This window comes from Shewanella sp. OMA3-2 (assembly GCF_021513195.1).
Classification (GTDB): domain Bacteria; phylum Pseudomonadota; class Gammaproteobacteria; order Enterobacterales; family Shewanellaceae; genus Shewanella.
The window spans coordinates 3,989,585-4,016,580 of sequence record NZ_CP090974.1 but is presented as its reverse complement, the minus strand read 5'-3'; the positions used below and the strand labels follow the sequence as shown (position 1 = coordinate 4,016,580).

At 42.0% G+C, this 26,996-nt stretch carries 17 protein-coding genes and 2 pseudogenes; 14 read left to right on the top strand and 5 right to left on the bottom strand.

Annotation, left to right across the window (positions count from 1 at the left end; all coding sequences use genetic code 11):
* Window position 1: 1 nt before the first annotated feature.
* The 5 genes and pseudogenes from L0B17_RS17680 (at window position 2) to L0B17_RS17660 (ending at window position 8,086) form a co-directional block, all read left to right on the top strand.
* Window positions 2-3,681 (top strand): annotated as a pseudogene (locus L0B17_RS17680) (ATP-binding protein).
* Window positions 3,681-4,346: a hypothetical protein gene (locus L0B17_RS17675; protein WP_235086600.1), complete on the top strand. Its 666-nt coding sequence runs from the start codon at window positions 3,681-3,683 to the stop codon at window positions 4,344-4,346. The pseudogene L0B17_RS17680 and the gene L0B17_RS17675 overlap by 1 nt, the downstream one beginning before the upstream one ends.
* Window positions 4,343-5,563: a phosphoenolpyruvate carboxylase gene (locus L0B17_RS17670; RefSeq protein ID WP_235086599.1), complete on the top strand. Its 1,221-nt coding sequence runs from the start codon at window positions 4,343-4,345 to the stop codon at window positions 5,561-5,563. The genes L0B17_RS17675 and L0B17_RS17670 overlap by 4 nt, the downstream gene beginning before the upstream one ends.
* Before the next feature lie 37 nt (window positions 5,564-5,600).
* Entirely contained in the window at window positions 5,601-6,557 is a 957-nt protein-coding gene (locus L0B17_RS17665; protein WP_235086597.1) for a DUF7281 domain-containing protein, read from the top strand.
* A 269-nt stretch (window positions 6,558-6,826) separates the two neighbouring features.
* Window positions 6,827-8,086, top strand: a complete 1,260-nt coding sequence (locus L0B17_RS17660; RefSeq protein ID WP_235086596.1) for a dicarboxylate/amino acid:cation symporter — start codon at window positions 6,827-6,829, stop codon at window positions 8,084-8,086.
* 67 nt (window positions 8,087-8,153) lie between these two features.
* Here L0B17_RS17660 and L0B17_RS17655 read toward each other — a convergent pair whose 3' ends face one another.
* The gene (locus L0B17_RS17655; RefSeq protein WP_235086594.1) at window positions 8,154-9,146 is read right to left on the bottom strand and encodes a class 1 fructose-bisphosphatase; all 993 of its coding nucleotides are present in this window, start codon (window positions 9,144-9,146) and stop codon (window positions 8,154-8,156) included.
* A gap of 194 nt (window positions 9,147-9,340) precedes the next feature.
* Between L0B17_RS17655 and L0B17_RS17650 the strand changes: the two genes are divergently transcribed.
* The gene (locus L0B17_RS17650; protein WP_443019909.1) at window positions 9,341-11,668 is read left to right on the top strand and encodes a S9 family peptidase; all 2,328 of its coding nucleotides are present in this window, start codon (window positions 9,341-9,343) and stop codon (window positions 11,666-11,668) included.
* A 610-nt stretch (window positions 11,669-12,278) separates the two neighbouring features.
* On the top strand, window positions 12,279-12,728 hold the full coding sequence (locus L0B17_RS17645; RefSeq protein WP_235086592.1) for a hypothetical protein: 450 nt from the start codon (window positions 12,279-12,281) through the stop codon (window positions 12,726-12,728).
* Between the two features lie 340 nt (window positions 12,729-13,068).
* Here the strand turns inward: L0B17_RS17645 and ygfZ are convergent, their stop codons facing one another.
* Both ygfZ and serA read right to left on the bottom strand, forming a co-directional pair.
* Window positions 13,069-14,034: a tRNA-modifying protein YgfZ gene (gene ygfZ / locus L0B17_RS17640; protein WP_235086591.1), complete on the bottom strand. Its 966-nt coding sequence runs from the start codon at window positions 14,032-14,034 to the stop codon at window positions 13,069-13,071.
* Between the two features lie 408 nt (window positions 14,035-14,442).
* Window positions 14,443-15,672, bottom strand: coding sequence for a phosphoglycerate dehydrogenase (gene serA / locus L0B17_RS17630; protein ID WP_235086589.1), 1,230 nt, complete (start codon window positions 15,670-15,672; stop codon window positions 14,443-14,445).
* A gap of 276 nt (window positions 15,673-15,948) precedes the next feature.
* Here serA and L0B17_RS17625 point away from each other — a divergent pair, with 276 nt between their 5' ends.
* Both L0B17_RS17625 and L0B17_RS17620 read left to right on the top strand, forming a co-directional pair.
* Window positions 15,949-16,563 carry a DUF2238 domain-containing protein gene (locus L0B17_RS17625; protein ID WP_235086588.1) on the top strand — a complete coding sequence of 205 codons (615 nt, stop codon included), beginning with the start codon at window positions 15,949-15,951 and terminating at the stop codon, window positions 16,561-16,563.
* Window positions 16,564-16,849: 286 nt separating this feature from the next.
* Window positions 16,850-17,518: a helix-turn-helix transcriptional regulator gene (locus tag L0B17_RS17620; protein ID WP_235086586.1), complete on the top strand. Its 669-nt coding sequence runs from the start codon at window positions 16,850-16,852 to the stop codon at window positions 17,516-17,518.
* Window positions 17,519-17,703: 185 nt separating this feature from the next.
* Here the strand turns inward: L0B17_RS17620 and L0B17_RS17615 are convergent, their stop codons facing one another.
* Together L0B17_RS17615 and L0B17_RS17610 are read right to left on the bottom strand one after the other, a co-directional pair.
* Window positions 17,704-19,191, bottom strand: a complete 1,488-nt coding sequence (locus L0B17_RS17615; protein WP_235086584.1) for a curlin — start codon at window positions 19,189-19,191, stop codon at window positions 17,704-17,706.
* Between the two features lie 14 nt (window positions 19,192-19,205).
* Window positions 19,206-19,640, bottom strand: coding sequence for a curlin (locus tag L0B17_RS17610; protein ID WP_443019908.1), 435 nt, complete (start codon window positions 19,638-19,640; stop codon window positions 19,206-19,208).
* A 407-nt stretch (window positions 19,641-20,047) separates the two neighbouring features.
* On the opposite strand from L0B17_RS17610, the gene L0B17_RS17605 reads away from it, so the two are divergent.
* The 5 genes and pseudogenes from L0B17_RS17605 to L0B17_RS17585 all read left to right on the top strand — a co-directional run bounded on the left by L0B17_RS17605 (window position 20,048) and on the right by L0B17_RS17585 (window position 26,964).
* Entirely contained in the window at window positions 20,048-22,558 is a 2,511-nt protein-coding gene (locus tag L0B17_RS17605) for a S8 family serine peptidase (protein ID WP_235086582.1), read from the top strand.
* A 178-nt stretch (window positions 22,559-22,736) separates the two neighbouring features.
* Window positions 22,737-23,174, top strand: coding sequence for a PaaI family thioesterase (locus tag L0B17_RS17600; RefSeq protein ID WP_226411349.1), 438 nt, complete (start codon window positions 22,737-22,739; stop codon window positions 23,172-23,174).
* A 108-nt stretch (window positions 23,175-23,282) separates the two neighbouring features.
* Window positions 23,283-23,531 carry a YgjV family protein gene (locus L0B17_RS17595; RefSeq protein ID WP_235086581.1) on the top strand — a complete coding sequence of 83 codons (249 nt, stop codon included), beginning with the start codon at window positions 23,283-23,285 and terminating at the stop codon, window positions 23,529-23,531.
* A gap of 341 nt (window positions 23,532-23,872) precedes the next feature.
* Window positions 23,873-25,335, top strand: a pseudogene (katB, locus tag L0B17_RS17590) (catalase KatB).
* A 393-nt stretch (window positions 25,336-25,728) separates the two neighbouring features.
* Window positions 25,729-26,964: a potassium/proton antiporter gene (locus tag L0B17_RS17585; protein ID WP_235086579.1), complete on the top strand. Its 1,236-nt coding sequence runs from the start codon at window positions 25,729-25,731 to the stop codon at window positions 26,962-26,964.
* The last annotated feature ends 32 nt before the right edge of the window (window positions 26,965-26,996 follow it).

The window sequence follows — 26,996 nt, the reverse complement described above, 5'->3', positions numbered from 1 at the left end:
CATGCCTAGTTTGATAAGAATCGTGCTCATTAATACTCACTTACCGGTGTAGTAGAGCTGGCATTAAATGGCCATACCAATATTTGTGGTACCAACGCATCAGGTAAAACCACCTTGCAACGTCTAGTTCCGGTGTTTTATGGTGAGTATCCAAGCCGTGTTGTGCCATCAACACGTGACAGTTTTGAGCGTTGGTATTTACCGCACGATTCAAGTTACATTATTTATGAATATCAAAAAGATGATGGGTTACTTTATCAAGCGGTACTAGCATCTGCAGGTGATGGCAAAGGGGTTAATTATCGCTTTATTGCCCGAGGTTTTGAGCTTGAGGATTACGTTAAAAACCGTAGTGGCGACACCATTATTTGTCACTCAATGGCGGAGCTTGGCCGTGAAGTTAAACGCCAAGATGTTGCTCACACCAATTTATTGAATACCCGTGAATTTAGAGCGATTATCCAAAATGATCGCAGTTTGCTAAATACTGGTGCTAATCGTAATGAGCTGCGTACTTACGCGCGTCAATTCTCCCTATGCGACAGTGAACACTCTTTACGCCACATCGAAAAGCTGGCCAAAGCCGTACATTCCAAAGAAGGTAAAATGGAAACGGTCAAATCGATGATCGCCGCCATTTTAGAAGAAGATGGCGTTAATCCGCCAACGTCTCGATTAAACCCACAAAGAGTTGAATCTTGGATACGAGAAAGCCAGCTTGTGCAGGGATTTGAGCAAATTCGTCCAGAATTTGAAAAGCTTGAACAAGAATTTAACCAGTTATTGAGCGCTGAAATGCGCCTTGCTAGTTTATCTCGCGGTTACCGTAATGATGAAACCTTAGAAGCCAATCGCCAAGATGACAATCAAACTCTGGCAAAAGAGTTAAATCTTAAGCTTAAAATGCTGGATGAAGAGTGGAAAGATATCCGCGATGAGTTACAAACGGAAATATCTGCCGCTAAAGGTGACATGCAGAAGTGTGAACATGAGCTAGATGCGATTGAAGAACAGCATGGCGGTTTTTTAGATGCGGATATCGATCAAGCAAAAGCAGATTTAGACAGTTTGCCCAGCTGGCGCCAAGATGTTGAAAACCTCAATGAACGCCACAAATTACAAACTGAAAAACATCAAGACATTGAAGCCGCCTTTAATGGTAGACGTTCAAAAATTGCCGAGCAATTACACAGTGAATTAGACACGCTACATAAAGAGCAAGATACTCAGCGTGAAACCCGTGACAAACAACGCGAGCTAGCTAATGACGATTTAACTCAACTTGAAGGCTTTTGGCGCGAACAAACCGATGCTGGTAAAGCTAAGTTTAGCGAACAAGAATATCAACTTAAGTTAACCGCCGCTGAGCTTAAACATCAAGTCGATAGTGTGTCATACACAGAAGACGAAAAAGTGCGTTTGGCTATTTTTGATGAGCGCATTAGCTTAGCTGACGAAGAGCAAGAAAGTTGTAATCAAAAGGTAGAACGGTTAACCACAGAAGAGCGCAAGCAGCGCGCTAAGCGTGACCAAGCTAATGAGTCCCTTCGTATTGCCAGCATTCGTGTTAATGAGCGCGAGCAAGCCAAAGAAGATATTCACCATATGCTGTTTCCGCAATCGCATACCTTGCTAGAGTTTTTGCGCAAAGAAGCGGTAGGTTGGGAACACTCTTTTGGCAAAGTGATAGCACCAGAGTTGCTGCATCGCACTGACTTACATCCAAGCCTAGCTAACCAAGACAGCGATGCGCTATTTGGGGTCAATATTGACTTAAAAGCGATTGAGGTGCCTGACTACGCACAATCTGAACAAGATTTGCGTATTCGTTTAGCTAAGGCTGAAGAAGCGCTTAAAAGTGCACAGGAGTTGCAAGCTGAGCATGAAGATCAGCTAGTTGCTATGAACGATGCGTTAGATAAGCTTAACCGTGAGTTAACCTTTGCGCGTACTGCTTATAAAAATAGCCGTGAAGATTTACGTCGTTTATTCGATGAAAAACGCAGTGAACAACAAAAAATAGATCAAGCTGTCACGCTACGTAAAGCCGAGTCAGGTAAGCGATTAGTGCAGTTAGACAATGAATTAAAACAGCTTAAAAACCAGCATGTTGAATGGTTGTCAGAGCAAAAATCCCAAGCGCTTGAAGCGCGGATGGAAAAAAATGCCTATTGGCAAGAAGTGGTCGGGGCGATCGATAATCAATTGGGGCAGATTAAAGCCAATATTGAACAGCGTCGAGCCAATGCCAAAATAGAGCAAAAAGCCTGTGAAACCTGGTATAAAAATGAGCTTAAATCCCGCGGTGTAGATGAAAGCGCCATTTTGGCGCTTAAACGTGAAATACGTGAATTAGAAGCCAAAATTAGTCATGCAGAACAACGCCGTAGTGATGTATTACGCTATGACGATTGGTATCAACATACTTGGCTATCTAGAAAACCGAAATTACAAACCCAGCTTGCCGATGTTAAACGAGCGGCTTTGGCGCTTGAGCTGCAGCTAACCAACAAAACCAATGAGATCAAAAGCCGTCGAAACGACTTAGAGACCCAACGTAAAGCATCCGATGCTGCTCAGGTTGAAGCATCAGAAAACCTGACTAAACTGCGTGCTGTGATGCGTAAGTTGGCGGAGTTAAAACTGCCAGCGAATAAAGAAGAAGCCAGCGGCGGCATTGGTGAACGGTTACGTCAGGGTGAAGACTTATTGCTTAAGCGTGACTATTTACAGGGGTCAGTGAAGCAATATATCGAGCACTTTGATAGCGTGATAGCCAGCAAATCAGGCTCTAGTTTGGCTGAGTTTTGGGAGCGAGCCCGTGAAGAATCGAGCTTTGTGAATGACAAAGGCATTCGCTTACTCGACTACCGTAAATTAGTGCCACAGCTTGAGCAGTTATTAAACGTGATGGTGCCTCAGTCATTAATGGCGATTCGTGAACAAGGACGAATTTTTGGCGTCGATTTAAGCGCATATTATGATGTATTAGCTGATATTGATCGCCGTATCGCTTCACAAAGTGCCCGTATTACCCGTGAAGTTGGTGAAGAGTTATTCCTTGATGGCGTATCAGAATCAGCGGTAAGAATTCGTTCACGTATTAGTGAGTTAGAGTTTTGGCCAGAGCTTGAAGTGTTTGTAAAAGCCTTTAAAGCCTGGAAAGCCGATAACTTCAGTACCTTACCTGACGAGCACTACACTAATAGTATGCGCCGAGCGCTGGATATTATTGGTCGCGCGGCATTAACTGGCGGTATTGCTAAGTTATTAGAAATTGAGTTGCGCCTAAAAGAGGGCAACAGTGACCTGATTATTCGTACCGATCGTCAGTTAAATGAATCATCTAGTCACGGTATGGCTTACCTTATTTTATGTAAGTTCTTACTGGCCTTTACCCGATTATTGCGCGGTAAAGCCGATGTCACCATTCATTGGCCAATTGATGAATTAGGTACCTTACATCACACTAACGTGAAGAAGATTTTCGATGCCTGTGAAAACAATAATATCAGTGTGTTAGGTGCATTCCCTAACCCTGAATCAGAAGTGCTTAATCTGTTTGCTAACCGTTATATTATCAACAAACAGACTAAGAAATTACAAGTGGTTAAGCCTAAAGCGAATCCATTAGCGGCACGTTTAAACCAGCACAATGCTAAAACAGAGGAGTTAGCATAATGACTAGCGAAGTTTATGATAACCATGACACTGTATTAGTTGGCGCAGGCGCCATCATAGAACAATTGCTACGCGGTGAGTTTATTTGTCGGGTGACCAATGAAGACGGCTGGCGAGCACTGAAAAATAGCAGTACCCGCGAGCGAGTAGAAAGTTATTTGAATCAAATTAACCGCACCATTGCCAGCGCCGGTGAAGGAGAAGTATTTTTTTGTGGTTATTTGCAGCTGGGTGAAAGTGAACGCAAAGTGGTGTCTAGCCAGTTTAAAGAAATCTGCGGCGCGCTTATTCCTCTTGTGGAATGGCTGGTGTTAGTGCAAGAGGCCAGTGGTCAAGATGCGCCATTAAGTGAAGGTGCGCCAATTCGATTAACTGAACTACAAGCCCGCATTGAAGATACGCCTGCTTTTAGTGAACAATTAACCAAGCTAAGCCACTATCGTTTATTTGGCTCGAGTAGTACCAATGTTGACGGCCAAATTAAGCTGGTATTTAAACGCTTGGTTGAATTGGGTTATTTAACCAAACCAAACGCTGAAAAACAGATTTATATTGCCACTGGTAAGCTAGATTACTTGTATGAAGTGATCCGCTTTATTGATGAAACCGAAGGGTTAAGCTTAGAGGCACAGGCTGAAACCGCCACCCAGCGGGAGTTAATATGAGCAACAACTTGCATCAAGCAGGGGTAAAGCTGCTTAAGCAGCTGGCTCGGCATGCCGATGTGATTATGGACGCCTATCTAGCGGGTTCAGTGAATGAGTCAAGTCATGACCCTGCAGTGATAGAAAAGCTTAAAAAAAGTGGTCTATTGTGGCGACCAGAGCCAGATCAAGCATTACGTTTAAAGCGTTCAGTGCGGGCATTATTAGAAGAAGGTTTGAGTGATGAGCGCAATCGTCAAATCGACTCCAATGTCGGCTCGGCATTAGCGACCATAAAAACCTTAGCCGATCATTATAAAGAAGCCCGTCATAATGTGGATCACGGCGGCGCAGAAGCATACCTTGCCGATTTAAGTGAGCATGTTTACAGTTTTACCGACAGCTTACGTTATTCTATCCGCGTGTTATGGGGGCGAATCAACAATGAGTTTGGTTATGTCGGCACCATTAACGCCAAAATTCGAGAAAACGAACTAGCCCAAAGCCAAGTCAGTGAACTATTGAACGGTTTAGAAATGTTCCAGTTCAGTGAACTGGGCGAAATTGCTGGCGATATTCGCGAGCTGCGCCGTTTATTGATCACCAGCTTACAGGATACCTTAAGTTACTGTACCCAAGAACTCAGCGTAGTGCAGGGACGGCTATTTGAATTACTGGGGCGTTTTAGACAAATTAGAGGTCGTACTCGTTTATTAAAAGGTTGGCTGTTACACACCAATTTACACCCTGATTATCAGCCCGATAATCATGCTGGGCACAATAATGTACCTGTGTTGTTCAACTATGCTGAAGCAATATTGAAACCTGCGCATGTGGATGTCAGTAATCCACACCATGAGCTTGATTTAATGAAGATGGTGGCACAGGTTAAAGCCATTAGCCGTGATGAACGTATAGTGACTCAGCGTGATGCTAATTTCACGTTTGAAATGACCGAAGTGGAAGATTTTGATATTCCTGACAACCCGCTTAAAGTCGCCGTTGATGAGTATTTTTGCGCCATTATTGACTCAGGTTTACGTCAGTCTGCACTAGAGTATTTAGATCAGCAGCAACTTAACTGGGACAGCGAAAGTTGGTTGTATCAAGTGATTGGTGGTTATGAAGCCTTACCTATGGAGCATAAACAATACTTTGAGTTGGAACCTATCGGTAAGCCGGATCCGGTTTATACCGGTAACTTCATCGTCACCGATGTTGAGCTATGGTTGGCATAAGGCTATTTTTGGGTAGCACTATGGTAGAGAGGGGTTTGTGGCTAAGCTGACAAGAACACAATTAGATGTGATAAAAACCGTGGTAACTAAACGATTACCTCGAACTAAACTCACTTCTAATTGGCGGCAAATTTCACAGCTATTTGATATTGGAGAAGTCGACGGAGCGAGTAAGTGGCTTAGCTTTGGAACTAAAGATCATGCTTTATTGCAAGAAATGGCACAGCTAGACAGCGGTTTTGATGTGTTAAATACGAACTTTAATCAGCCTCGAAGCACCTTAGCTGCCAAAGGTAAAAAAGAAAAGTACGCCAATATTCGCCCCGATGCCAATTACGTTTTAGTGAAACTACCTATTCAGTGTTATCCATCCTTAGCGGCCCAATATAGCCTGAGAATGACGGTGGAACAGCTAATCGCTATTTGCCTGCAATTTAACTTATTACATCTTATCGTGGTTGAAAACTTAGACAGTTTTGATGATGTGTTGCAGTTTAAATTTGATCCGCTGCTAGCCAGTATTATATCGCAAGCGGTTATTGTGTATCGAGGCAGTGGCGCGCATTCACCTGCCGGCTGTAAGCGCTTATTGCATGTGATTGCGCAAAACCAAGAGTTACAGCCTAAGATGCAGATCAGCGCCTTTACGGACTTAGATCCCGCAGGACTGCAAATCGCACATTTACTTCAAGGTTGTAGTCAGTTAATTGCACCTGTAGTAGTGAATCAAACCGCTATTGAGCAGTTTCAACGATTACAACAGCCACAACCGTTTCAGATACCACAACAAGCTCAACTTTCTCCTCTGATATTAACATTAAATGATCCTGATGACTTTGATAAACAATGGCGACAGCAAAAGTATCTTAATAAGGCGGCGTTAGATGATTGGCGTAAATTAGTAAACTTGCTGCAACAACATCGTATCAGTATCAAACAGCAGCATATGTTAGCGCATCAGCTTGAACTAACATTAATTCCCATTAGTGAATAAAATAACCTATCTTTTTAACTTTTAAATCTGCTTTTTTAATCGATTATGCTGTTTTCGGTTGGGTAATTGGTTTTTTATTTCGACTTCTATTCTAATTATACTTTTAGTATTTAAAATTAGCGTCTTACATTTAGTGTACCGATTTTTTACCTGCGAATTAATTTTTTTATTGATCAACTAATTGAAATCTGAATTTTGATGGCTCAGTATCTTGGCACTAAAACAACAAGCCTAAATAAATTTAGGCAATAAAAAGGATGTATAAGTCGATGATGAAGTCATTATCAGCCCGTATTTTCACGGGTCTCTTTCTTGGGGTAATTTTTGGCAGTATTGTGCAATTTGCACTGGCAGATGTTGTATTTTTCTCTGGTACGCTAGTTAATATTACCGGCGGCATTGGCACCATGTTCGTTAATATGATCATGATGCTTGTGGTGCCATTGGTATTTGTCAGTATTGTTTGTGGCGTATGTGAACTACAAGATTTAAAAAGCTTTGGCCGTCTAGGGGGTAAAACCTTTGGTTTTTATATCATTAATACTGTGATAGCCATTCTGGCGGCATTTATCGTCGCCATGCTGATTGAACCCGGTAAAGGCGTTGATATGAGCAGTAGTGATACCGCTGCTATTACCGCCACTGAGTTACCCGATCTAGTTAGTTTAATTGTCAGTATTGTACCCAATAATCCTTTTTCTGCTTTTACCTCAGGTAATATGCTGCAGGTGATCTTTATGGCGTTGCTGTTAGGCGGCGTGATGAAGTCAATGGGCAGTGCGGTAGACGGTGCAGTAAAAGGCTTTCAAACCGCTAACAAGATTATGATGCGTTTGATTTCGGTGGTAATGAGCCTTGCGCCTATCGGTGTATTTGCTTTGATGTTTAAGTTGGGAGCGACCTTAGAGCCTGAAATTTTTGTCAGTGTGGCAGAATACTTAGTCCTGATTTTGAGCTTGTTACTGTTGTGGATTTTTGTGGTTTACCCCTATGCGGTTAGTTTCTTTACGCCTATTTCAGCGAAAACATTTCGTGTCAAAACCCGAGAGCAAATACTGTTTTCACTGTCGACAGCTTCATCAAATGCTACCATTCCAGTCACAATGCGAACCCTGACTGACAAGCTTGGTGTCAGTAAAGCTGTCGCAGGGTTTGGTGTGCCGTTAGGGGCAACGATGAATATGGGCGGGGTGTCTATTTATATCACTATTGCTATTTTCTTTGTTGCTAATGCCTATGGCATGCCAATCAGCAACGATCAAATACCGGCGTTATTGTTCAGTGTGTTCTTGTTGTCTGTTGGTGCTGGTGGCGTACCTGGCGGCGGTATGGTGATGATTGGCGTATTAATTCATCAAATGGGTTTACCAGTGGAAGCGTTTGCCATTGTGGCGGCATTAGACCGCATTATCGATATGGTGCTGACGTCATGTAATGTCGTGGGCGATACCGCGGTATTAACCATTGTTGACCAAACTGAGAAAAAACATCAACAGAATGAAGATGAGATTATCGCTGCGAAAGAATAACTCTGTAGGTGATTAAATAAAAAAGCCGCTCAAATAATACTTTGAGCGGCTTTTTTAATGGCTTGTTTTAGTCAATCGATGGCTCTTCGCTGTAATCCAGTCCGTGATAACTTAAGCAGGTATCGACTTCGTTAGCGCTGCCTAAAATCACTGCCACACGCTGATGAATTTCAGTTGGCTGAATATCCAAAATCGTTTCATAACCTGTTGATGCTTTTCCGCCTGCTTGTTCAACCAAAAATGCCATTGGGTTAGCTTCGTACATTAGACGTAACTTGAATGGTTTAGCTGGGTTCTTGTTGTCTGTTGGGTAAGTAAAAATACCACCACGACAAAGCACACGATGTACATCGCCTACCATAGCGGCAATCCAACGCATGTTAAATGACTGTTCGCGTGGACCAATTTTACCTAATAGTAAATCGGCAATATAGGTTTGCATTGGCGCTTCCCAAAAACGTTGGTTTGACATATTGATCGCAAACTCAGCGGTATCTGGGGTAATTTGTACCTTGTCATTGGTCAGTAAAAACTCACCGTTGCTAGGGTTTAGGGTATAAAACTGCGTTCCGTGGCCCGTGGTTAATGCCATCATGGTTGATGGGCCATAAAGCACATAACCGGCAGCCACTTGTTTGCGGCCTGCTTGTAAAAAGCTTTGCTCGTTTAACTCGCCTGTAGGGGCAGGCAATATTGAAAAAATAGTGCCTACAAGTGAGTTAATATCAATGTTTGATGAGCCATCTAACGGGTCAAAGCACACTAGGTACTCACCTTGCTTGCTCACTTCAACTACATAATCTTCTTCTTCTGAGGCTAATCCGCGCACATTGCCTTCAGCTTTTAATGCATCTTTGAGCATATCATTAGTGATCACATCTAATTTCTTTTGTGTTTCACCTTGAATATTTTCTTGCTCTGTTGCACCTAATATACCGGCTAAAGCACCGTGACGCACAGCGCCACTAATGGCTTTAGATGTGTCGGCTAGTGACAATATTAGTTCAGCAAGAGAAGCTGTTACTTTTTGTTTTGTAAGGGTTTGTGCCAAAGTTTGCATGCGTATTCCTATGACAAATTTTAAGGTTAAGGTCGGTTATTCTTGAAGATGATTATTATTCATTATTTTTTGAATCTTATTGGCGGCGATCATACCTTAGAACGGCGTAAATTTCAGCGCTTGATGAGGCATTTTCGTTTTAAGGTGAATTCAGGCAAAATGCAGGTGTAAAAAATTCTTCAGGAAAAATAATAATGACCCTTACATGGAAGCTACAAGCCTTGGCCGCTTTCTCTGCTGTGCCTTTTCTATTTGCCAGCTCCTCACTTATGGCGACTCAAATGACATCAGTTAATCATACTCACAATGCAGCAGGTAGCAGTGCTACTTTTAACACCACTTTACCGCTAAACGGTTTTAAAGGTGGCGATAGTGCATTAACCATAGAGCGCATTCACGCTTCACCTGCATTAGCAGGCTCCAGCCCTCGAGGGTTGAGTTTATCGCCAGATGGCAAAAGGGTGACTTACCTTGCTGGTCGAGATGATAACCAAAGCTTCTATGACCTATGGCAAATGGATATCAGCAGTGGTGTGCGCAGTCGTTTGATTGATGCAGACAAATTATCCGCAGGTGAGTTATCGGATGAAGAAAAAGCCCGCCGCGAACGTCAGCGTATTTATGGTCAAGGGATCATGGAGTACTTTTGGGCGGATGATAGTCAATCGATTTTAATACCGGCGTCTGGTCAGTTGTATCTTTTTGATGTTAAAAATAATGCCGTAAGTGTGCTTGATACCGGTGAAGGTTTTGTCACTGATGCTCGCCTGTCACCTAAAGCCAATTACGTTTCTTTTGTGCGCGAGCAAAATTTATTTGTACTCCATTTAGCCAGTAACAAAATCACTGCGCTGACTAAAGATGGCAAAGGGCCGATTAAAAATGCCATGGCAGAGTTTGTGGCCCAGGAAGAAATGGATCGCATGACAGGTTATTGGTGGTCGCCAGATGAGTCACACATTGCCTTTACCCGTATTGACGAGTCCGGTGTTGAGTTAGTCACCCGCAATGAAATCTATGCCGACGGTATTAAGCTGACTGAGCAGCGATACCCTTATGCAGGCAAGCCAAATGTGACCATTGAACTGGGCGTAGTAGCGGTTGCTGATATCAAAACTGAGTGGATTGATTTAGGTAAACAAACAGACATTTATTTACCGCGAGTAAAATGGTTACCAGACAGCCAACATTTATCATTTCAATGGCAAAGCCGTAACCAACAAGCGTTAGATTTACGCATTGTGGATATAACCAAGCCAACTGAAACGAAAACCATCGTTAAAGAGCGCAGTAACGCCTGGGTTAACTTAAATAATGATTTGCACTTTTTAAAGCAGCAATCAGCATTAGTTTGGGCGTCAGAACGTGATGGTTTTAATCATCTTTATTTATTTGATTTAAATGGCCAGTTAGTGCGCCAATTAACTCAGGGTGAGTGGGTGGTTGATAGCCTTGAGTATGTTGATGAACAACAAGGCTGGCTGTATTTTTCTGGTCGCAAGGACAGCGTAGTTGAACGTCACTTATACCGAGTTAATTTAGCCAAAGGCAGCCAAAGTATCGAGCGTATTAGTGAGCGATCTGGTATGCATCAAAGTGTATTTGCTGAAAATAAACCGGTTTATCTAGACTACTTCAGCAGTCTACAGCAGCCACCACAAATCAGTTTGCATAACGAATCTGGCAAGCAATTAGCCTGGGTTGAGCAAAACCAAGTGAATGCTTCGCATCCGCTTTATGCATTTGCAGGCCAGTGGGCAATGCCGGAATTTGGCCACTTAAGCGCAGATGATGGGCAAACATTACAATATCGCTTATTCAAACCTGTGCCGTTTGATGACAGTAAAAAATACCCTGTAGTGGTGCGGGTTTATGGTGGCCCACATGCTCAGTTAGTTGTGAACGCATGGAGCGAGGCTGATTACTTTACCCAGTATTTGTTGCAGCAAGGTTATGCGGTGTTCCAATTAGATAACCGTGGTTCAGCCCATCGCGGCACAAAGTTTGAATATGTGATCTATCAAAACATGGGTGATGCAGAGGTTCGCGATCAAAAAGCCGGTGTCGATTATCTGCGTAGTTTGCCTTTCATCGATGGCGATAATGTGGCGATTTATGGTCACAGTTATGGTGGTTACATGGCGTTGATGAGCCAATTTAAAGCGCCTGATTACTTTAAAGCCGCCATTGCTGGTGCACCGGTGAGTGATTGGCGTTTATATGACAGCCATTACACCGAACGATACATGGGTAATCCTGAGGTTAACAAACAAGGTTATGATGCCGGCAGTGTTTTACCTTATGTGAAAAACTATCAATCTGGATTGCTGATGTACCACGGTATGGCAGATGACAACGTGTTGTTTGAAAACAGCACTCGGGTGTATAAAGCGCTTCAAGATGAAGGTAAGTTATTTCAAATGATCGATTACCCAGGGTCTAAGCATTCTATGCGCGGTGAAAAAGTGCGCAATCATTTGTACAAATCGTTAGCGGCATTTTTGGACAGTCAATTGAAGTAATTGATTTTTATTTGATGTTGAAGGAAAGCGAATGTGGTGTAGCCCATTCGCTTTTTTCGTTTTTAAGACCTTGGCTGCACTGGTATTGAGTAGCTTATTTCAACGTTAAGCCTTAATTTAACGCATTGCCTGTCACAGGAATGTTCAGGAAGAACGGAATGTCGCGATCACATGCATATTCGCGATTTTTAGTACATATGCATCCAAGACACGCCGTGAACCCATCCATGGGGGCTCTGCGAAAACATCCCTGTTTTCGAAGGTCTTAGATGCATATGTACCCGATGATTTATCTCTTCGATTTAGCTTCATTAGTAATCAAGCCTTTAGATTTTTGGCTGTTATTCATAGCAATACTTGAAAGCAAATCGAAGAGACGACATTTCAGGTGCAGATGAGCCAGCGAGTATCCAAAACAGGGATGTTTTGGTTAAGCCCACAGGGAAGTGCTGATTTTAAAATCAAGAGTCGGCGTCTCGCTGGATTATCTGTATAAAGCCTGCGGCAGGTAATTGATTACAATGAGTTATTGAGCTTAATTTATTTACCCAATATGATAGTGGTCGGTGACTTAGGTTCATTTAAGCTAATAGATATTAAGGGAGGTTTGATGACTTCAGGGAAGAATAAGTTTTTAATTTTGGGTGCAACGTCTAGCGCGGTAGCAGCTTTAGCTCATTTAGGTTGTATCATTTTTGGTGGTGACTGGTATCGTTTTTTTGGTGCTGGTGAGCAAATGGCTAGGATGGCTGAAAATGGTGATTGGTATCCTACAGTAGTGACTTCTATTATTGTTTTAGTGTTAACTCTCTGGGCGCTATATGGTTTTTCTGGCGCTAAAGTGATACCTAAGCTGCCTTTGCTGAAGCTTGGGTTACCCGTTATCTCTTTCATTTACTTAGTGCGTGGCGTCGCATTTGTTGTGATTATGCCGATGTTTCCCGAAAACAGTTTGACGTTTTGGGTGGCCAGTTCAAGTATTTGTTTAGGTATAGGAGTTCTCTATTCTGTGGGTACTTTTCAAAATTGGTCAACGCTAAGTGGAAAAGCTAATGCCTGAATCAAAAATGAGCGAAGAAAGCTCTCATTTTGCCAGCCATATGTCTACTTTATTTGCTAGTGGGTTGTCAGTTTATTGTTTTATTCATTTAGCCAGTTTTTTCGTTGGCTGAATTCAGACTCGAAAGTAAATATCAAGTCTAATAAATAAAACCAAAACCCAGAACCGGCCTGAAGATATGGCTACATCCCCCTCGACTTAAATAGGTAAAAAACGTCGTTAAAATGACCGCAGATTAGGTTAATCTCTACCTAGGTAAAGTTTGCTTCCGCTAATTTAAAAGCGACTTAATCAGTAAAAGTGTCTGTTACACTGTTCTACTCAAGTCGCTATTTTCGGACTAATTATCTAGCAAATAAGGTAACGGTATAATCGTTAAAGCAGACTCTTCATCACCCGCAATACGCAAAGTTGCATCTGCTTCAGTGTCATTGGCTAACACAGCCGTGAGTAATACTTGGTTACCTTGCTGGACAAACTCAATAATAGCACCGCCACGACGATAGCCGCCTTCAAGGGCGATTTCTAATGCTGTTTCTTCAGTTAGGGTTTGGCTACTGGTGCCAGATAAAATATACAGCGCGCGTTTGTTGCCACCACGATACTTCATACGGGCGATGGTCTCTTGTCCCATATAGCAGCCCTTGGTAAAGCTGATGCCATTAATGGATTGCACGTTACACATTTGTGGTACGTATTGGTTGGCATGTACGCCCGGAATATTGGGGTAACCTGATTTTATCTCTAATGCTTGCCATGCTGCAGCGCTGTATAAGGTTTGGTTTGCACAAAGAGCTTGGGCTTTTTCTGGGCTTAACATGGCAATAAAACGCTGGCCATCTTTAAGCAGTAAACCACCTTCAATCACAGTGACTTCGCTGGCGGTTTCAGGGTTAACCTCAGCAAAATGTTGCTTAACAAAAACGTTGGCTTCGCTGCCTGCAATACCGATTAATTGCCAGTTAGCCGATGCATCAACTAATTCAGCCTTACTAAATACTGAATATTTTTTTAACTGGGGTAAATCGATAGCCAATGCGCTGGTGGGCATTAACATAAATAAGCTATCTTGCAATGCAAAGGTGCGGAAACTGGCTAGCATTTTTCCTTTAGCATCACAGTGTGCGCCCCAACGCCATTGGTCGGCGGTAAGTGAGGTTATGTCAGTCGTGACCTGACCATTAATAAAGATGCGACCTTGTTCTCCGGTCACTTCTATAAGGCCTAAATGATTCAGGTTAGCTAGCATTATTGCAGGTGTGTCTTGGGTGGGGGCCCAATCTGGTTGACTTATTGAAAGGCTCATAGGATTTTCCTGTAATACAGCAACATAATGCCAGCAGTGTAGCCCAATCGCTGGGGACTCTAAAGAGGTAAGATAATAAAAAACGACTATCTAGTTAGGGCCTGTCGAGCTTTGCAGGTTGAATTTTGTTCGAATTAAAAACGTTTTAATTGAGGCGAATGGATTGATGCCTAGTCATCTAAGCAAGAGCCATTCAACAAAGAGTAAAACGTTTTTAGCCGAACCCTTCGGGCAGCGTTTGTTGGTCATTTTTACCGTGTTATCGACTTTTTATGTAGAATAACTACACTTCAAAGTCTCTGCCTTGTACAAATGTCCAACAATTCACTGCAAAAACAACCTTGAAAGATCAACAGGCCCTAGTATAGATAGTCGTTTTATTGTTACTGTGATCTGATACCACCGATATTAAAACAATACGCGAGTACGAATAGTGCCTTCAATCAGTTTCAGTTCACCTAAAGCTTCTTCAGCTTGATCAGAATCCACTTCCATTACCACGTAACCAATTTCAGCGGTAGTTTGCAGATACTGGGCCGCAATGTTGATGCCTTTAGCCGAAAATGCTTGGTTAATTTTGATCAACACACCCGGACGGTTATGGTGAATATGCAGTAAGCGTGATGCGCCAGCGTGTTGTGCTAGCGATACTTCTGGGAAGTTAACCGCAGATACCGTTGAACCATTATCTGAGTATTTAGCCAGTTTACCTGCGACTTCAATACCGATGTTTTCTTGCGCTTCAGCAGTACTGCCACCAATATGCGGTGTCAGTATCACATTGTCTAGGCCGCGAAGTGGGCTAACAAATTCATCGTCATTTGATTTCGGCTCAACCAGGAACACATCAATAGCTGCGCCCGCAATGTGCTCAGACTTAACGGCCTCTGCAAGTGCATCGATATCAACCACTGTGCCGCGAGAGGCATTGATGAAGAAACTGCCTTTGCGCATTTGGCTGAATTCTTTTTCAGCAAACATATCTTTGGTTTGCGGGGTTTCAGGAACATGTAAGCTTATAACATCTGCTGTGGCGAGCAGTTTTTCTAGGCTGTGAACTTGAGACGCGTTACCAAGGGGTAACTTATCTTCGATATCAAAGAAAATAACTCGCATACCTAAGGTTTCAGCTAAAATACCCAGCTGAGTGCCAATATGGCCGTAACCAATCACACCTAAGGTTTTTCCTCTCACTTCAACACTACCGTTGGCACTTTTTAACCAGCCGCCACGATGGCATTGAGCATTACGCTGTGGAATGCCGCGCATTAGCATGATGATTTCACCAATGACTAATTCTGCCACACTGCGGGTGTTGGAAAATGGCGCGTTGAAAACGGGCACACCGAGTTTTTCTGCAGCAGCAAGATCAACTTGGTTGGTTCCAATACAAAAACAGCCAATGGCAACCAGCTTCTCTGCATGGCTAAGTACTTCAGCAGTTAATTGAGTGCGCGAGCGTAAACCAACAAAATGAGCATCCTTGATGGATTCCAATAATTCACTTTCGCCTAGCGAGGCTTTGTGATATTCAATGTTGGTATAGCCTGCTCTTTCTAGTACATCTACCGCACTTTGGTGGACGCCCTCCAACAGCAGGATTTTGATCTTATCCTTGTCAAGCGAATGTTTCGCCATGATATGGGTACCCTCTAATGTATAATTGCTGATTTAGTACCTAGTTAAATTAGTACTTATGCTTATAATATCAATTAGTTTATGATTGATATCTGCTCCCAAGTGACGTCAAGTTATCAACCTTAGAAACGGCCAATAAGGTCTGTTCTACTTCGGGAATAATGTGCGACTTCCAGCGCCTAGTCAAAGTAGCACTTTTTTGGCGGGTTGTGGAGGGCTAGATGGCTAAAGTTAATATTCTAATTTTAGAACAATATCAAATGAGAGGATTTTACATTGCAGAATAAAGTTATATGGATGGTAATTTATGTCGCGGTGCTACTTTGGTCTGTGAGTGATCCCAAAGATATGTTCACTTGGTGGTTAGAAGCGATCCCTGCTTTGATTGCGTTACCTTTGTTATTTTTTACGCGAAAGCGCTTCCCATTAACCCCTTTAGCCTACTGGCTAATTTTATTTCATTGCATAGTGTTAATGGTTGGCGCGAGATTTACCTATGCCGAAGTACCCTTGTTTGATTGGTTAGCTGAAGTGATGGGTAGCGAGCGCAATAATTATGACAAAGTCGGCCATTTTGCCCAAGGTTTTGTGCCGGTTATTGTGGCTAGAGAAATCATGTTGCGTAATGGGGCGTTACAGCTGGGTGCCTGGTGTCAATTCTTGTCTGTGTGTTTCGTATTAGCCTTCTCTGCGTTTTACGAATTGATTGAATGGTGGGTTGCTGTTGCAACAGGTGAAAATGCAGAAGCCTTTTTAGGCACTCAAGGTTATGTATGGGACACACAATCGGACATGTTTCTAGCATTAATTGGTGGTTGTTGTGGATTATTATTTTGCACTCGGCTTCATAATCGACAAATTCAAACCCTAGGTCTAGTTATTAAGTCTTAGTCAAAAAGCTTATGATTTATCAACCAAAATGATTATTAATACTTTTGGTTGATAAACTTTCTCTTTGTTCTAGTGATTTTCTACTATCCTTGTTACTCAGTTTATCTATTTACCTTTTTTCTAAACATTTATAAGCAATTGTATCTGGCTTCAAGGTAAGATTTAGGTATAGAATAAAATTCAGGATGATGTTCAAGTATTAAGCAATTTCGCTTATTGATGATGTGGGTAAAACCTAATATTTAGGAGCACTTGAACAAAATAAAACTTTTCAGGGAGAAGAGTAATGAGTTCCAATACATATGAATTGGTTTTTTTACACCAATTATCCGCACCTTGCCATTTAGCCATTCTTGCTGAATCAATAGGCTTAAAGACACGCATTGTTAAAAATGCAGCTGAATTAGAGCTTGAGAAAAAGTCCAATAGTTTTTACCTTGTCGCTCAAAAAGGCGCAGCCCTTGATAGCAAAGGTATTCCTTTATTGGTATCGCGCATCGTTAATCATGTCCCCGTTGCCTTATATCAAGTAGAACGCGGTTCATTAGATCAAGAGTCTGCCTTATTACTCGGTGTACGTGGATTGTTATACTCAGATCAACGAATGGATTTGATGTTAACTGGCTTACGCAAAATGGTATCTGACGAACTGTGGTATGACAGACCTTTGATCAGTAAAATTTTCAGACGCTTAGTTCAAAAGCTTGATAATAACAACGACATTCCAGCTGATACCGTTGCTATGTTACAAATGCTGACTAACCGTGAAAGAACGATTATTCAGCTTGTTTCTAGTGGTGCTAGGAATAAGGAAATTGCCCATCGCTTATGCATTAGTGAACATACTGTAAAAGCGCATATCTCTTCTGTTTTTCGTAAAACACAATCCCGAAATAGAGTTGAATTATTACGTTGGGCGCAAACTTATCAAACCCATTTTGAGTTGGTAAGCTAGGGGTTGTTGAGTTGGTATTTGCAGCTGGTGCATTTGATGATGTTAGTTTACTTGGTTGGATGTCAATACAGTGAGTTGATGCAGTTGATGCAGTTGATTTTAGTGGCGATAAAAAAGGGAGCAATAATATTGCTCCCTTTTTTGTGTAAATGTTACTCATTACAAATTAATATTTACAGGCCAGTTTAGTTTTGAATTACTGAGGCGCTGTTGAAATCACCTGTTTGTGAAACGTTAATCGTGTTATCAAAGCCAGTTTGTGAACCTGTCACTAGATTATCATTCCCTGTTTGTGTCACAGTAAAGCTATTGTTATCACCTGCTATAGTGTAAGCCCCACCTAACTCGCCACCTACCCAGTTACCATCACCAGACTGCATAATATCAACTAAGTTTTCATCACCCATGACCAGTAAATCAACTAGGTTGAGATCACCTGATTGTGTGACATCAATTTGGGTATTCAGATCACCCATAACAGAAACAAATGCTTCATTTTCATTGCCATCTTGTTCAACATCAACTTCATTATCAGCACCGATTGTTTCAACAAAACCAAAGTTCATATCGCCTTCTTGGTCTATTTCGATATCGTTGTCGTCACCGACTGAAAATGCTTGAATAATATTGTCATTGCCATCTGATGAAAGATCAAAGTGGTTATCTTCACCGTAAGCACCAAAGGCTGCATAATTACTGTCGCCTTCCTGGTCAAGATCAAGATGATTATCATCACCTATCACTTCAAATTCAGCTAAGTTTGAATCACCTTCTTGCTTAATATCGATATTATTATCAGTGCCTTGAATCACTGCAATAAAGGTATCACCAACGGTATTTAATTGTCCTTCCTGGTCAATTTCAACATCGTTGTCATCACCGGCAGTGAATTCAAGAACCGCAACGTTGTTATCACCTTCTTGTTCAATATCGATGTCGTTATCTGATCCTACTAATGAATAGATAAAACCAACGTTTGAATTGCCAACTTGGTCGATATCAATAGAGTTATCATCACCCGCAACACCACGAGCGGCCGCTAAGTTTGAATTACCTTCTTGGTAAGTAGTCACATCGTTATTGTTACCCACATTAGGGGTTAAATCTAAGGCAATTAAACCTGCTTGGTTACCGTCACCAATTTGAGTGATATCGCCATCATTATTGTTGCCTTGCACGCGGAATACGGCAAAGTTATCGACGCCATCTTGAGAAACAGTATTACTGTTTGAGTCACCCAATAATTCAGTATTGCTGACGTTCGTGTCACCTGATTGTTCAACATCAACCATATTGTCATTGCCAGTCAGTTGAATATCACTTTGGTTCCAGAAGCCAACTTGATCAACATTAACTAGGTTATCATTACCTTCTAATGTTATTGACGATACATGCCAGTCTACTGATTGAGTCGTAGTGACCTCGTTATCATCACCGGTTGATGTAATGTACGACTCATTCCAAAAGCCATCTTGACTGACTTCAGCAGTTTGGTCGTTACCAGTTTGGGTAACATTTGACAGATTTAACGAACCAGTTTGTTCTGATTTAACATCTTGCCACGTACCGTTTTGTATAATACTAATGTCGCTGGTATCACTTGCAAATGCAGTTGAAGATAGACTTGCTGCAATGGCTAAAGCTAATAAGGTTTTAGTTGTTTGCGATTTCATATGACGCTCCCTGTTTAATATTGCGTAATTGTGATTGCCGCACCATCAGCAATCTGTTCAATTGAGAAATTTGCACTTCCTAGTTGATTTAACTGCACCCGATTATCGTTTCCCGTCTGGGTAATCGAAGCATTATTATTCTCGCCTGCCTGTAACAGCTCTACTTCATTGTTCACACCATATTGAGCAATATAAGCCAGATTGCTCTCACCTAGTTGCAAGATAGAAGCTTGATTGAGTTCTCCTGCTTGCAAAATACTTGCTTGGTTCAGCATGCCTTGTTGGATGATATTGATCATGTTGCTACGACCATTATTCTCGAGCAAGGTTTGCAATGTGATAGGTACATCTATCTCTTGATCTGACTTAATGTCTTGCGCATTCGCGGTGATTGCAAAACTGGACAGCAGGAGAGCGAGGCACAATGTTGTTTCCATTGAAATCTGCATAGCCACTCCCTTGTATTATGTGAAACATTTCGGCGATGACTCACTAGATAGAGTCAAATTGACTTGACCAACTTACGGGGTTAACAATTGGCTAACAATTGGACTAACGGGTATTTATTTTAGGGGGGTAAACAGCATTTTTATACGATGGGTTTTATTTGTTTTCTTTTATTTACAGTGGCTTATTGTATTTTTGAGTAAAAGTAATTCTTATGGCTTAGGTTAATGGGCTTAGTAGTAAAGTTGTAATTATCCATGTCATCCTTTTCAAACTGGTTACATTATGGCAACAATCTGCAGGTAAAAAAATTGCCGGATGAATATGCCGTTTATGGGTTAGAAGAGACTCTTTGACATATTTAGCAATACCGGTTCTGGAATCAAAAAGGATGATAGGAAACCAGTCTATGTCGATTAAAATAACACCCGTTGCATTAGCGATAGCGTCTGCAATGGCAATGACAACTGCTGCGCCAGTGATGGCTAAACAAGCAGTGACTTATCAGCAAGATACTATCTTGGTGGTGTATAAAGACAATGTAACCAAATTCGAACGTTCGTCTGCGCAAAAACTCGTTGGTGCAACAATTAAAGATATAAATGCCGATGGGGTGGATGATAAGTTTAGCCATCTTTTAAACGGTAAACTTGCTCGTTTAAGCCTGAAAAGTGGTGCTGATGTTGAAAAAGCAATCAAAATGATCAGCAAGCATCCGGCGGTTAAATATGCTGAGCCAAATTATATTGTACGGGCAATAGGTGTTCCCGATGATCCAAGTTTTGTAGACCTTTGGGGTTTACATAACACTGGTCAATCAGGCGGATTAGCCGGTGCTGATATTGATGCAGTGTTAGCATGGAATACGTCAACGGGCGATCGCAATGTGGTTGTCGGCGTCATTGATACTGGTGTTGATTATAATCATCCAGATTTACAAGCGAACATGTGGGTAAACCCAGGTGAAATCCCTGGTAATGGTATCGATGATGATGGCAATGGTGTTATTGATGATATTCACGGCTATAACGCGAACGCTAATACGGGTGATCCAATGGATGGCAATGGTCATGGAACGCATGTATCGGGCACTATTGGTGCTAAAGGTAACAATGGCGTAGGTGTTGTTGGCGTTAACTGGGATGTCAGCATTATTGGCTGTCAGTTCTTAGATGCAAGCGGCTCAGGCTCAACGGCTGGCGCTATTGCCTGTATTGACTATATGACCAACTTGAAACTAAATCATGGTGTCGATGTTAAAGCGACAAACAATTCTTGGGGCGGCGGCGGTTTCAGTCAGGCATTAAAAGATGCCATCGATAGCGCAGGTGATGCAGGTATCTTATTTGTCGCAGCTGCGGGTAATAGCGCATCAGATAATGATGTTACAGCTAGTTACCCAGCTAGTTACGATTCAGATGCTGTAATGGCCATTGCCAGTACTGATCGCAATGACAATATGTCAGGATTTTCTCAATGGGGGTTAACCAGCGTTGATATGGGGGCACCTGGTTCGGCTATTTTATCAACAATACCTGGTGGCGGTTACGATACTTATTCTGGTACATCAATGGCCACGCCCCATGTTACTGGTGCAGCGGCTTTGGTGTGGTCACTGAATCCGGATCTTAGTGCCGTAGAAATGAAAGAGTTATTGATGGTATCGGGTGATTCTAATGCTGCATTAACAGGGTTAACAGTAGCTGGTACGCGTTTAAATGTGGCATCAGCCCTTGATCAAGCAAATCCTGCACCAGGCTATCGCTTTACTGTTTCACCTGCATCGCAGCAAGTGGAAGCAGGCAGTGCTGTAAGTTATGACTTTAGTTTAGGCAGTGTAGCGGGTTGGAATGGCAATGTGGCCTTGACCGTTGATGTATCACCTAGTTTAAACGGTGTGACTTTATCCAGTGCAACAGCGGGTGCGGGTGATGACTTTAGCGTGAATGTTGCCACTGAAGCCAATGCTGCCTGGGGGGATTACGTCATTACGGTAACAGGTGATGATGGCTCAGTCGTTAAAACTAAATCAGTGGCGCTGGCGGTTTATCCACAAGGCTTGATTGATTTCCCATACACCAATGATACTCCTGTTAATATTCCAGATAACAATGCGGTAGGTATTACCAGCACAATTAATGTAGCGGATGATGTCGAAGTATTCGGATTAACAGCAAGTGTTGATATTAGTCATACTTGGATTGGCGATCTTATCGTGACGTTAACCTCACCTAATGGTACTTCATCTGTACTGCATAACCGTGATGGTGGCAGCGCTGATAATATTGTTAAGTCATGGGATTTAAGTGCGTTTAACGGTGAAATGGCTATGGGTGATTGGACATTATCTGTGTCTGATAATGTCGGAGCAGATACCGGAACGCTGAACAGCTGGGGACTTACTATTTCAGGTATAGGTGACTCAGTTCCAGCAGCGCCAGTTGCAGGGTTTGAATATGTCATTGATGGATTAAATGTCAGCTTTACAGATACCAGTTCTGATGCCAATAATGACATAACCACCTATGCATGGGACTTTGGTGACGGTTCGGTATCAGCGGATACCAATCCTGTATACAGCTATGCTGCAGCGGGAGTTTACACTGTGAGCCTGACGGTAACAGATGCTGAAGGAAATACTAACGCCACCATGATGGATGTCGAAGTATTTGAACATAGCATTGACGCTTATGCTTCTCGGGCATTAGTCTCACGTCGTGGTAGTGCACTTGTTGACCTTCGTTGGGATGGCGCTATCGGTGAAACGGTTGATCTTTATCGCGATGGTGTGATGATTGCAAACATCAATAATGATGGTCGTTACCGTGATCGTTTCAGCACAACGGCAAGTTCGGTAACATATCAAATCTGCCAAGCATCGAGCACCTTGTGTTCAGACTCATTTGTGGCACAGTTTTAAGCCATAAAAATTGAGTTAACTTACTTAATGTAAAAGATAATTAGGGGGCATTTATGCTCCCTTTTTTATTGTCATAACGGCAGGATATGAATTATAAAGCACAATTTACCAGTTAATTATTTCTTCTGACATCATCTCGCAGTACACTGGGGAAATAATTGTTAACTGGATGTATTCAATGAGTATTTGGTTTAGAGAAGTGACACTTGCAGATTGTGAACGCTTAGATGCAGGGATGAATGGTAAAGGCACATTGATGCAAACCCTAGGGATTAAAATTACTGAGATTGGTGATGATTATCTTAAAGCGACTATGCCAGCGGACCCTAGTGTACATAACCCACTCGGTATAGTGCATGGCGGCGCTAACATCGCACTTGCTGAAACCGTTGCCAGTTATGCAGCAAACTTTGTGGTTGATTTCACCAAGTTCTATTGCGTTGGCCAAGAAATTAACGCTAATCATTTAAAAGCCTCTCGCAATGGCACATTAACTGCCACAGCAAAACCAGTTCATATCGGCAAACGTAGTTCAGTATGGGAAATTTTAATCCATAACAGTGCTAATGATTTATGTTGTATCTCACGAATGACAGCAGCGGTTGTGGAACGTTAAGCCTGCTTAGATTGAGCTAGGGTTTGTTGGTCTGTTGAGATTAATTTTAGCATGGAAGATCAACAGACTCTGACTATACTCAATAAAAGAGTGTGATAGGGGATAAATATGGACACAGCGACAATTTGGGAGTGGGTAGGGTATCTTGCTTCTGTAGTGGTGGCGATATCTTTAATGATGGCAAACATTAAAAAACTTCGCTGGTGGAATTTAGTCGGTGCAGCTTTATTTGTTGCCTATGGACTGGCCATTGATGCTATTCCTGTCGCATTAGTGAACTTTTTCATTGTATTAATTGATGTCTATTACCTCGTTAAGTTGTACCGCGAACCTATAACAGATCCTAGTGCAGAGTAACCCTACATCTACACCTATACAAATTATAAGAGCCGAAGCATGCTTCGGTTTTTTATTGTGTTTAATGTGAGTAACGAAAATACGAGATGGCAAACTTCACGCTATCTGGTCTCAAGCTAACCTCACTCTATTTCTTAATGGATCTTGCAATATATAGATCCTTCCTCATATCGCTATTCATTCTTTATATCGATTACTCTCATCGTTTTTAATCGTTTTTAATGTTTATTGTTGTTCTATATTATCGCTTTATACGATAACGACAGCCGAGGACGACGCAATGGCAACCGTTTACGATTTAATCGAACAGTGGTTACTTGAAAGTAATTAGGAGAATAAGAATGAGCAATGTAAATTATTTAACCAGTCAAAGTGGTGCGCCAATCGCTGATGATCAAAACTCGCTTTCTGCAGGTGAAAGAGGACCTCTGTTACTGCAAGATTGGCATTTGATTGAAAAGCTGGCGCACTTTAATCGCGAGCGTATTCCTGAGCGTATCGTACATGCTAAAGGTACCGGTGTTTATGGCACCTTCACACTAACTAAAGATTTAAGTGACTACACCATAGCGGATCATTTTAATGGTGTAGGTAAGCAAACTGAAACGTTTGTACGCTTCTCCACCGTAGGCGGCGAAATGGGCTCGGCAGATGCAGAGCGCGATCCACGCGGTTTTGGATTACGTTTCTATACCGCTCGTGGTAATCACGATATTGTGGGCAACAATACCCCGACATTCTTTTTACGTGATGGGATTAAGTTCCCAGATTTTATTCACACCCAAAAGCGTAATCCGCAGACTAATCTTAAAGATCCGCAAGCAATGTGGGATTTCTGGTCACAAAACCCAGAAGCTATGCATCAAGTCACCATCTTAATGTCTGATCGGGGTATTCCGGCTAATTATCGCCAAATGCACGGTTATGGTTCACACACATTTTCACTTTGGAATGCCAAGGGCGAGCGATTTTGGGTTAAGTTCCACTTTAAATCTCAACAAGGTGTGGTCAATTTAACTAATGAGCAAGCAGATAAATTAAAAGGTATCGATCCTGATTCTTCACAACGTGACATGGTTGTCACGTTGGCGGATAAAAACTTCCCTAAGTGGGCGGTTAACGTGCAAATTATGCCAGAAGTAGAAGCGAATACTTATGCTATCAACCCGTTTGATTTAACCAAAGTATGGCCGCACTCAGATTATCCATTGATTGAAATCGGTGAGCTTGAGCTGAACCGTATGCCAGAAAACTACTTTGCTGAAGTGGAACAAGTGGCACTATCGCCAAGTAACTTAGTCCCGGTGTGGGTGCATCGCCAGATAAAATGTTGCAAGCGCGTTTGTTTGCTTATGCAGATGCTCAACGTTATCGCATTGGAGCAAACTATAATCAGTTGCCCGTTAACTGCCCGCATGCAGCTAAAGCTAATCACCATCAACGCGGTGGGGCAATGGCGGGAACCAAGTGCCCATTTAATGATAGCCAAACCGGTGGTGATGCTAGTGCTAACTATGGCCCAAATACTTCGACTGCACCATTGCAAGAGATGGTTAATTTTGCCGAGCCACCACTGCGTTTAGATGGTGAAGCAGCACGCTATAGTCGTTACAATCAAGATGACTTTAGCCAGGCGGGTAATTTGTATCGCATGTTCTCAGCGGAAGAAAAGCAACGCTTAATTGACACTATTAGTGGTTCACTTAGTCAAGCAAGTATAGATGTGCAGCAAAATATGCTGGCTCATTTTAGTCAAGCAGATGCTGATTACGGTCAGCGTATTGCAAAAGCATTAGGATTATAGAAAATCGTTTTCATTGTCATGGTATCGATGATAATAAGCTAAAAAGACTAAACTTAAGAGGGACTGAATAATTTCAGTCCCTCTTTTTGGTCTGAAACATATCGATAGTTAACCTCAATTCGGGTTAATTGATGAGCTCAATAAGCTAAATCCAACAGATTGAGTTTGTGTCATATTTTCAGAGTTGCTGTAAAGGTTTGAGTATTTTACGATTTGTTATTTAAAAATTCGATTAGGTTTTACTTGAAAGCAGAGAATAATAGCGACACTCTACTCCAAGCTTGGCAAACACAGCGAGTTTTACAATTAACAAATAGTCATAATGCAAGATTAGACAATTACAATGCTAAAATAATGATTTGATAAAATATTGATTATCTAAGGAATACCCATATGCCAGTTGATTTTATTATTTTAGGGTTCTCCATCCTTGTGGCCATTGGGATTTTACTGCATCACCCATCTAAAACATTAGGTTTACCGTCATTATTGATTTTTATGGGCGTTGGCTTGGTATTTGGTAACGGTGAGTTTGGTTTTGTTTATGATGATCTACAACTTACCTCGCTTATTGGCACCATAGCCTTAAATACCATCGTTTTTGTTGGTGGACTGAATACACCGATAAAAAGCATTCATTTCGCCTGGAAAGAAGGTGGGGTGTTATCTACCGCTGGGGTGATTTTTACCACCATTATTTTTGGCTTTATATTGAATGCGATACTCGACTTTAATCTTATCACTTGCATGTTATTTGCCGCGGTAGTGTCATCTACTGACGCTGCGGCGGTATTCACTATTTTAGAGTCAAAAAAACTGCAATTAAAACATGGTACGGGGACTATTTTAGAGTTTGAATCCGCGACCAATGACCCTGTAGCCTTGTTAATGGTGGTGATGTTAACCGACTTTATTATCAATAGTGCCAATGGCACGCCGACAGCCGTTTCAGTGCTATCGGATCTTGCTCAGCAGATTGGTGTTGGCGCCGTAATTGGGCTAGTTATGGGTAAAATGGCGGTTTGGGCACTTAATCGCATTAAGTTGCCCGAATTTGGGCTTATTCCGGTATTTATTTTGGCAACCTTTGCTATCACGGTATCCAGTACGGGGATCTTAGGCGGTAACGAACTGATTGCTGTGTATATTACCGGTGTTATAGTGGGAAACTATTTAAAGAAAGGTGCTGAAGTCAGTAAGCATTTTTTCAATGGCATATCTTGGTTAGCGCAATCGTTAATGTTCATTATTTTAGGCTTACAGATATTTCCACAGCAGTTAATGCCCGTGTTCGTGGTATCGCTACTACCGGCAATATTACTTATTCTCGTCGCGCGACCATTGGCTGTGCAGCTATGTTACCTGCCGTTTAAACAAGCCAATTGGCGTAAACGTTTATTTGTATCAATGATCGGTCTCAAAGGTGCTACGCCCATTGTATTTGCATTGATCCCCGCCGCAGCTGGAGTTGAAGGTTCACGTGAAATGATCCACATGGTGTTCTTCATTGTACTGATTTCGGTCATTGTGCAGGGGGCTGCTATTAAACCATTAGCTAATAAGCTCGGACTAAAATTACCTCCTAAACAACATGTTGCAGATAGCGAATCAACACTGCCTAAGCGATAAAATATGCAGTAGCTATGTAGAGTAAATCAAGC

Bases quoted from the DNA above. Each gene is read 5' to 3' on its own strand.
- L0B17_RS17605 (WP_235086582.1), top strand. From the start codon at position 20,048: ATGTCGATTAAAATAACACCCGTTGCATTAGCGATAGCGTCTGCAATG.
- L0B17_RS17650 (WP_443019909.1), top strand. From the start codon at position 9,341: ATGACCCTTACATGGAAGCTACAAGCCTTGGCCGCTTTCTCTGCTGTG.
- L0B17_RS17655 (WP_235086594.1), bottom strand. From the start codon at position 9,146: ATGCAAACTTTGGCACAAACCCTTACAAAACAAAAAGTAACAGCTTCT.
- serA (WP_235086589.1), bottom strand. From the start codon at position 15,672: ATGGCGAAACATTCGCTTGACAAGGATAAGATCAAAATCCTGCTGTTG.
- L0B17_RS17645 (WP_235086592.1), top strand. From the start codon at position 12,279: ATGACTTCAGGGAAGAATAAGTTTTTAATTTTGGGTGCAACGTCTAGC.
- L0B17_RS17615 (WP_235086584.1), bottom strand. From the start codon at position 19,191: ATGAAATCGCAAACAACTAAAACCTTATTAGCTTTAGCCATTGCAGCA.
- L0B17_RS17595 (WP_235086581.1), top strand. From the start codon at position 23,283: ATGGACACAGCGACAATTTGGGAGTGGGTAGGGTATCTTGCTTCTGTA.
- L0B17_RS17600 (WP_226411349.1), top strand. From the start codon at position 22,737: ATGAGTATTTGGTTTAGAGAAGTGACACTTGCAGATTGTGAACGCTTA.
- L0B17_RS17585 (WP_235086579.1), top strand. From the start codon at position 25,729: ATGCCAGTTGATTTTATTATTTTAGGGTTCTCCATCCTTGTGGCCATT.
- L0B17_RS17620 (WP_235086586.1), top strand. From the start codon at position 16,850: ATGAGTTCCAATACATATGAATTGGTTTTTTTACACCAATTATCCGCA.
- L0B17_RS17675 (WP_235086600.1), top strand. From the start codon at position 3,681: ATGACTAGCGAAGTTTATGATAACCATGACACTGTATTAGTTGGCGCA.
- L0B17_RS17660 (WP_235086596.1), top strand. From the start codon at position 6,827: ATGATGAAGTCATTATCAGCCCGTATTTTCACGGGTCTCTTTCTTGGG.
- L0B17_RS17670 (WP_235086599.1), top strand. From the start codon at position 4,343: ATGAGCAACAACTTGCATCAAGCAGGGGTAAAGCTGCTTAAGCAGCTG.
- L0B17_RS17610 (WP_443019908.1), bottom strand. From the start codon at position 19,640: ATGCAGATTTCAATGGAAACAACATTGTGCCTCGCTCTCCTGCTGTCC.
- ygfZ (WP_235086591.1), bottom strand. From the start codon at position 14,034: ATGAGCCTTTCAATAAGTCAACCAGATTGGGCCCCCACCCAAGACACA.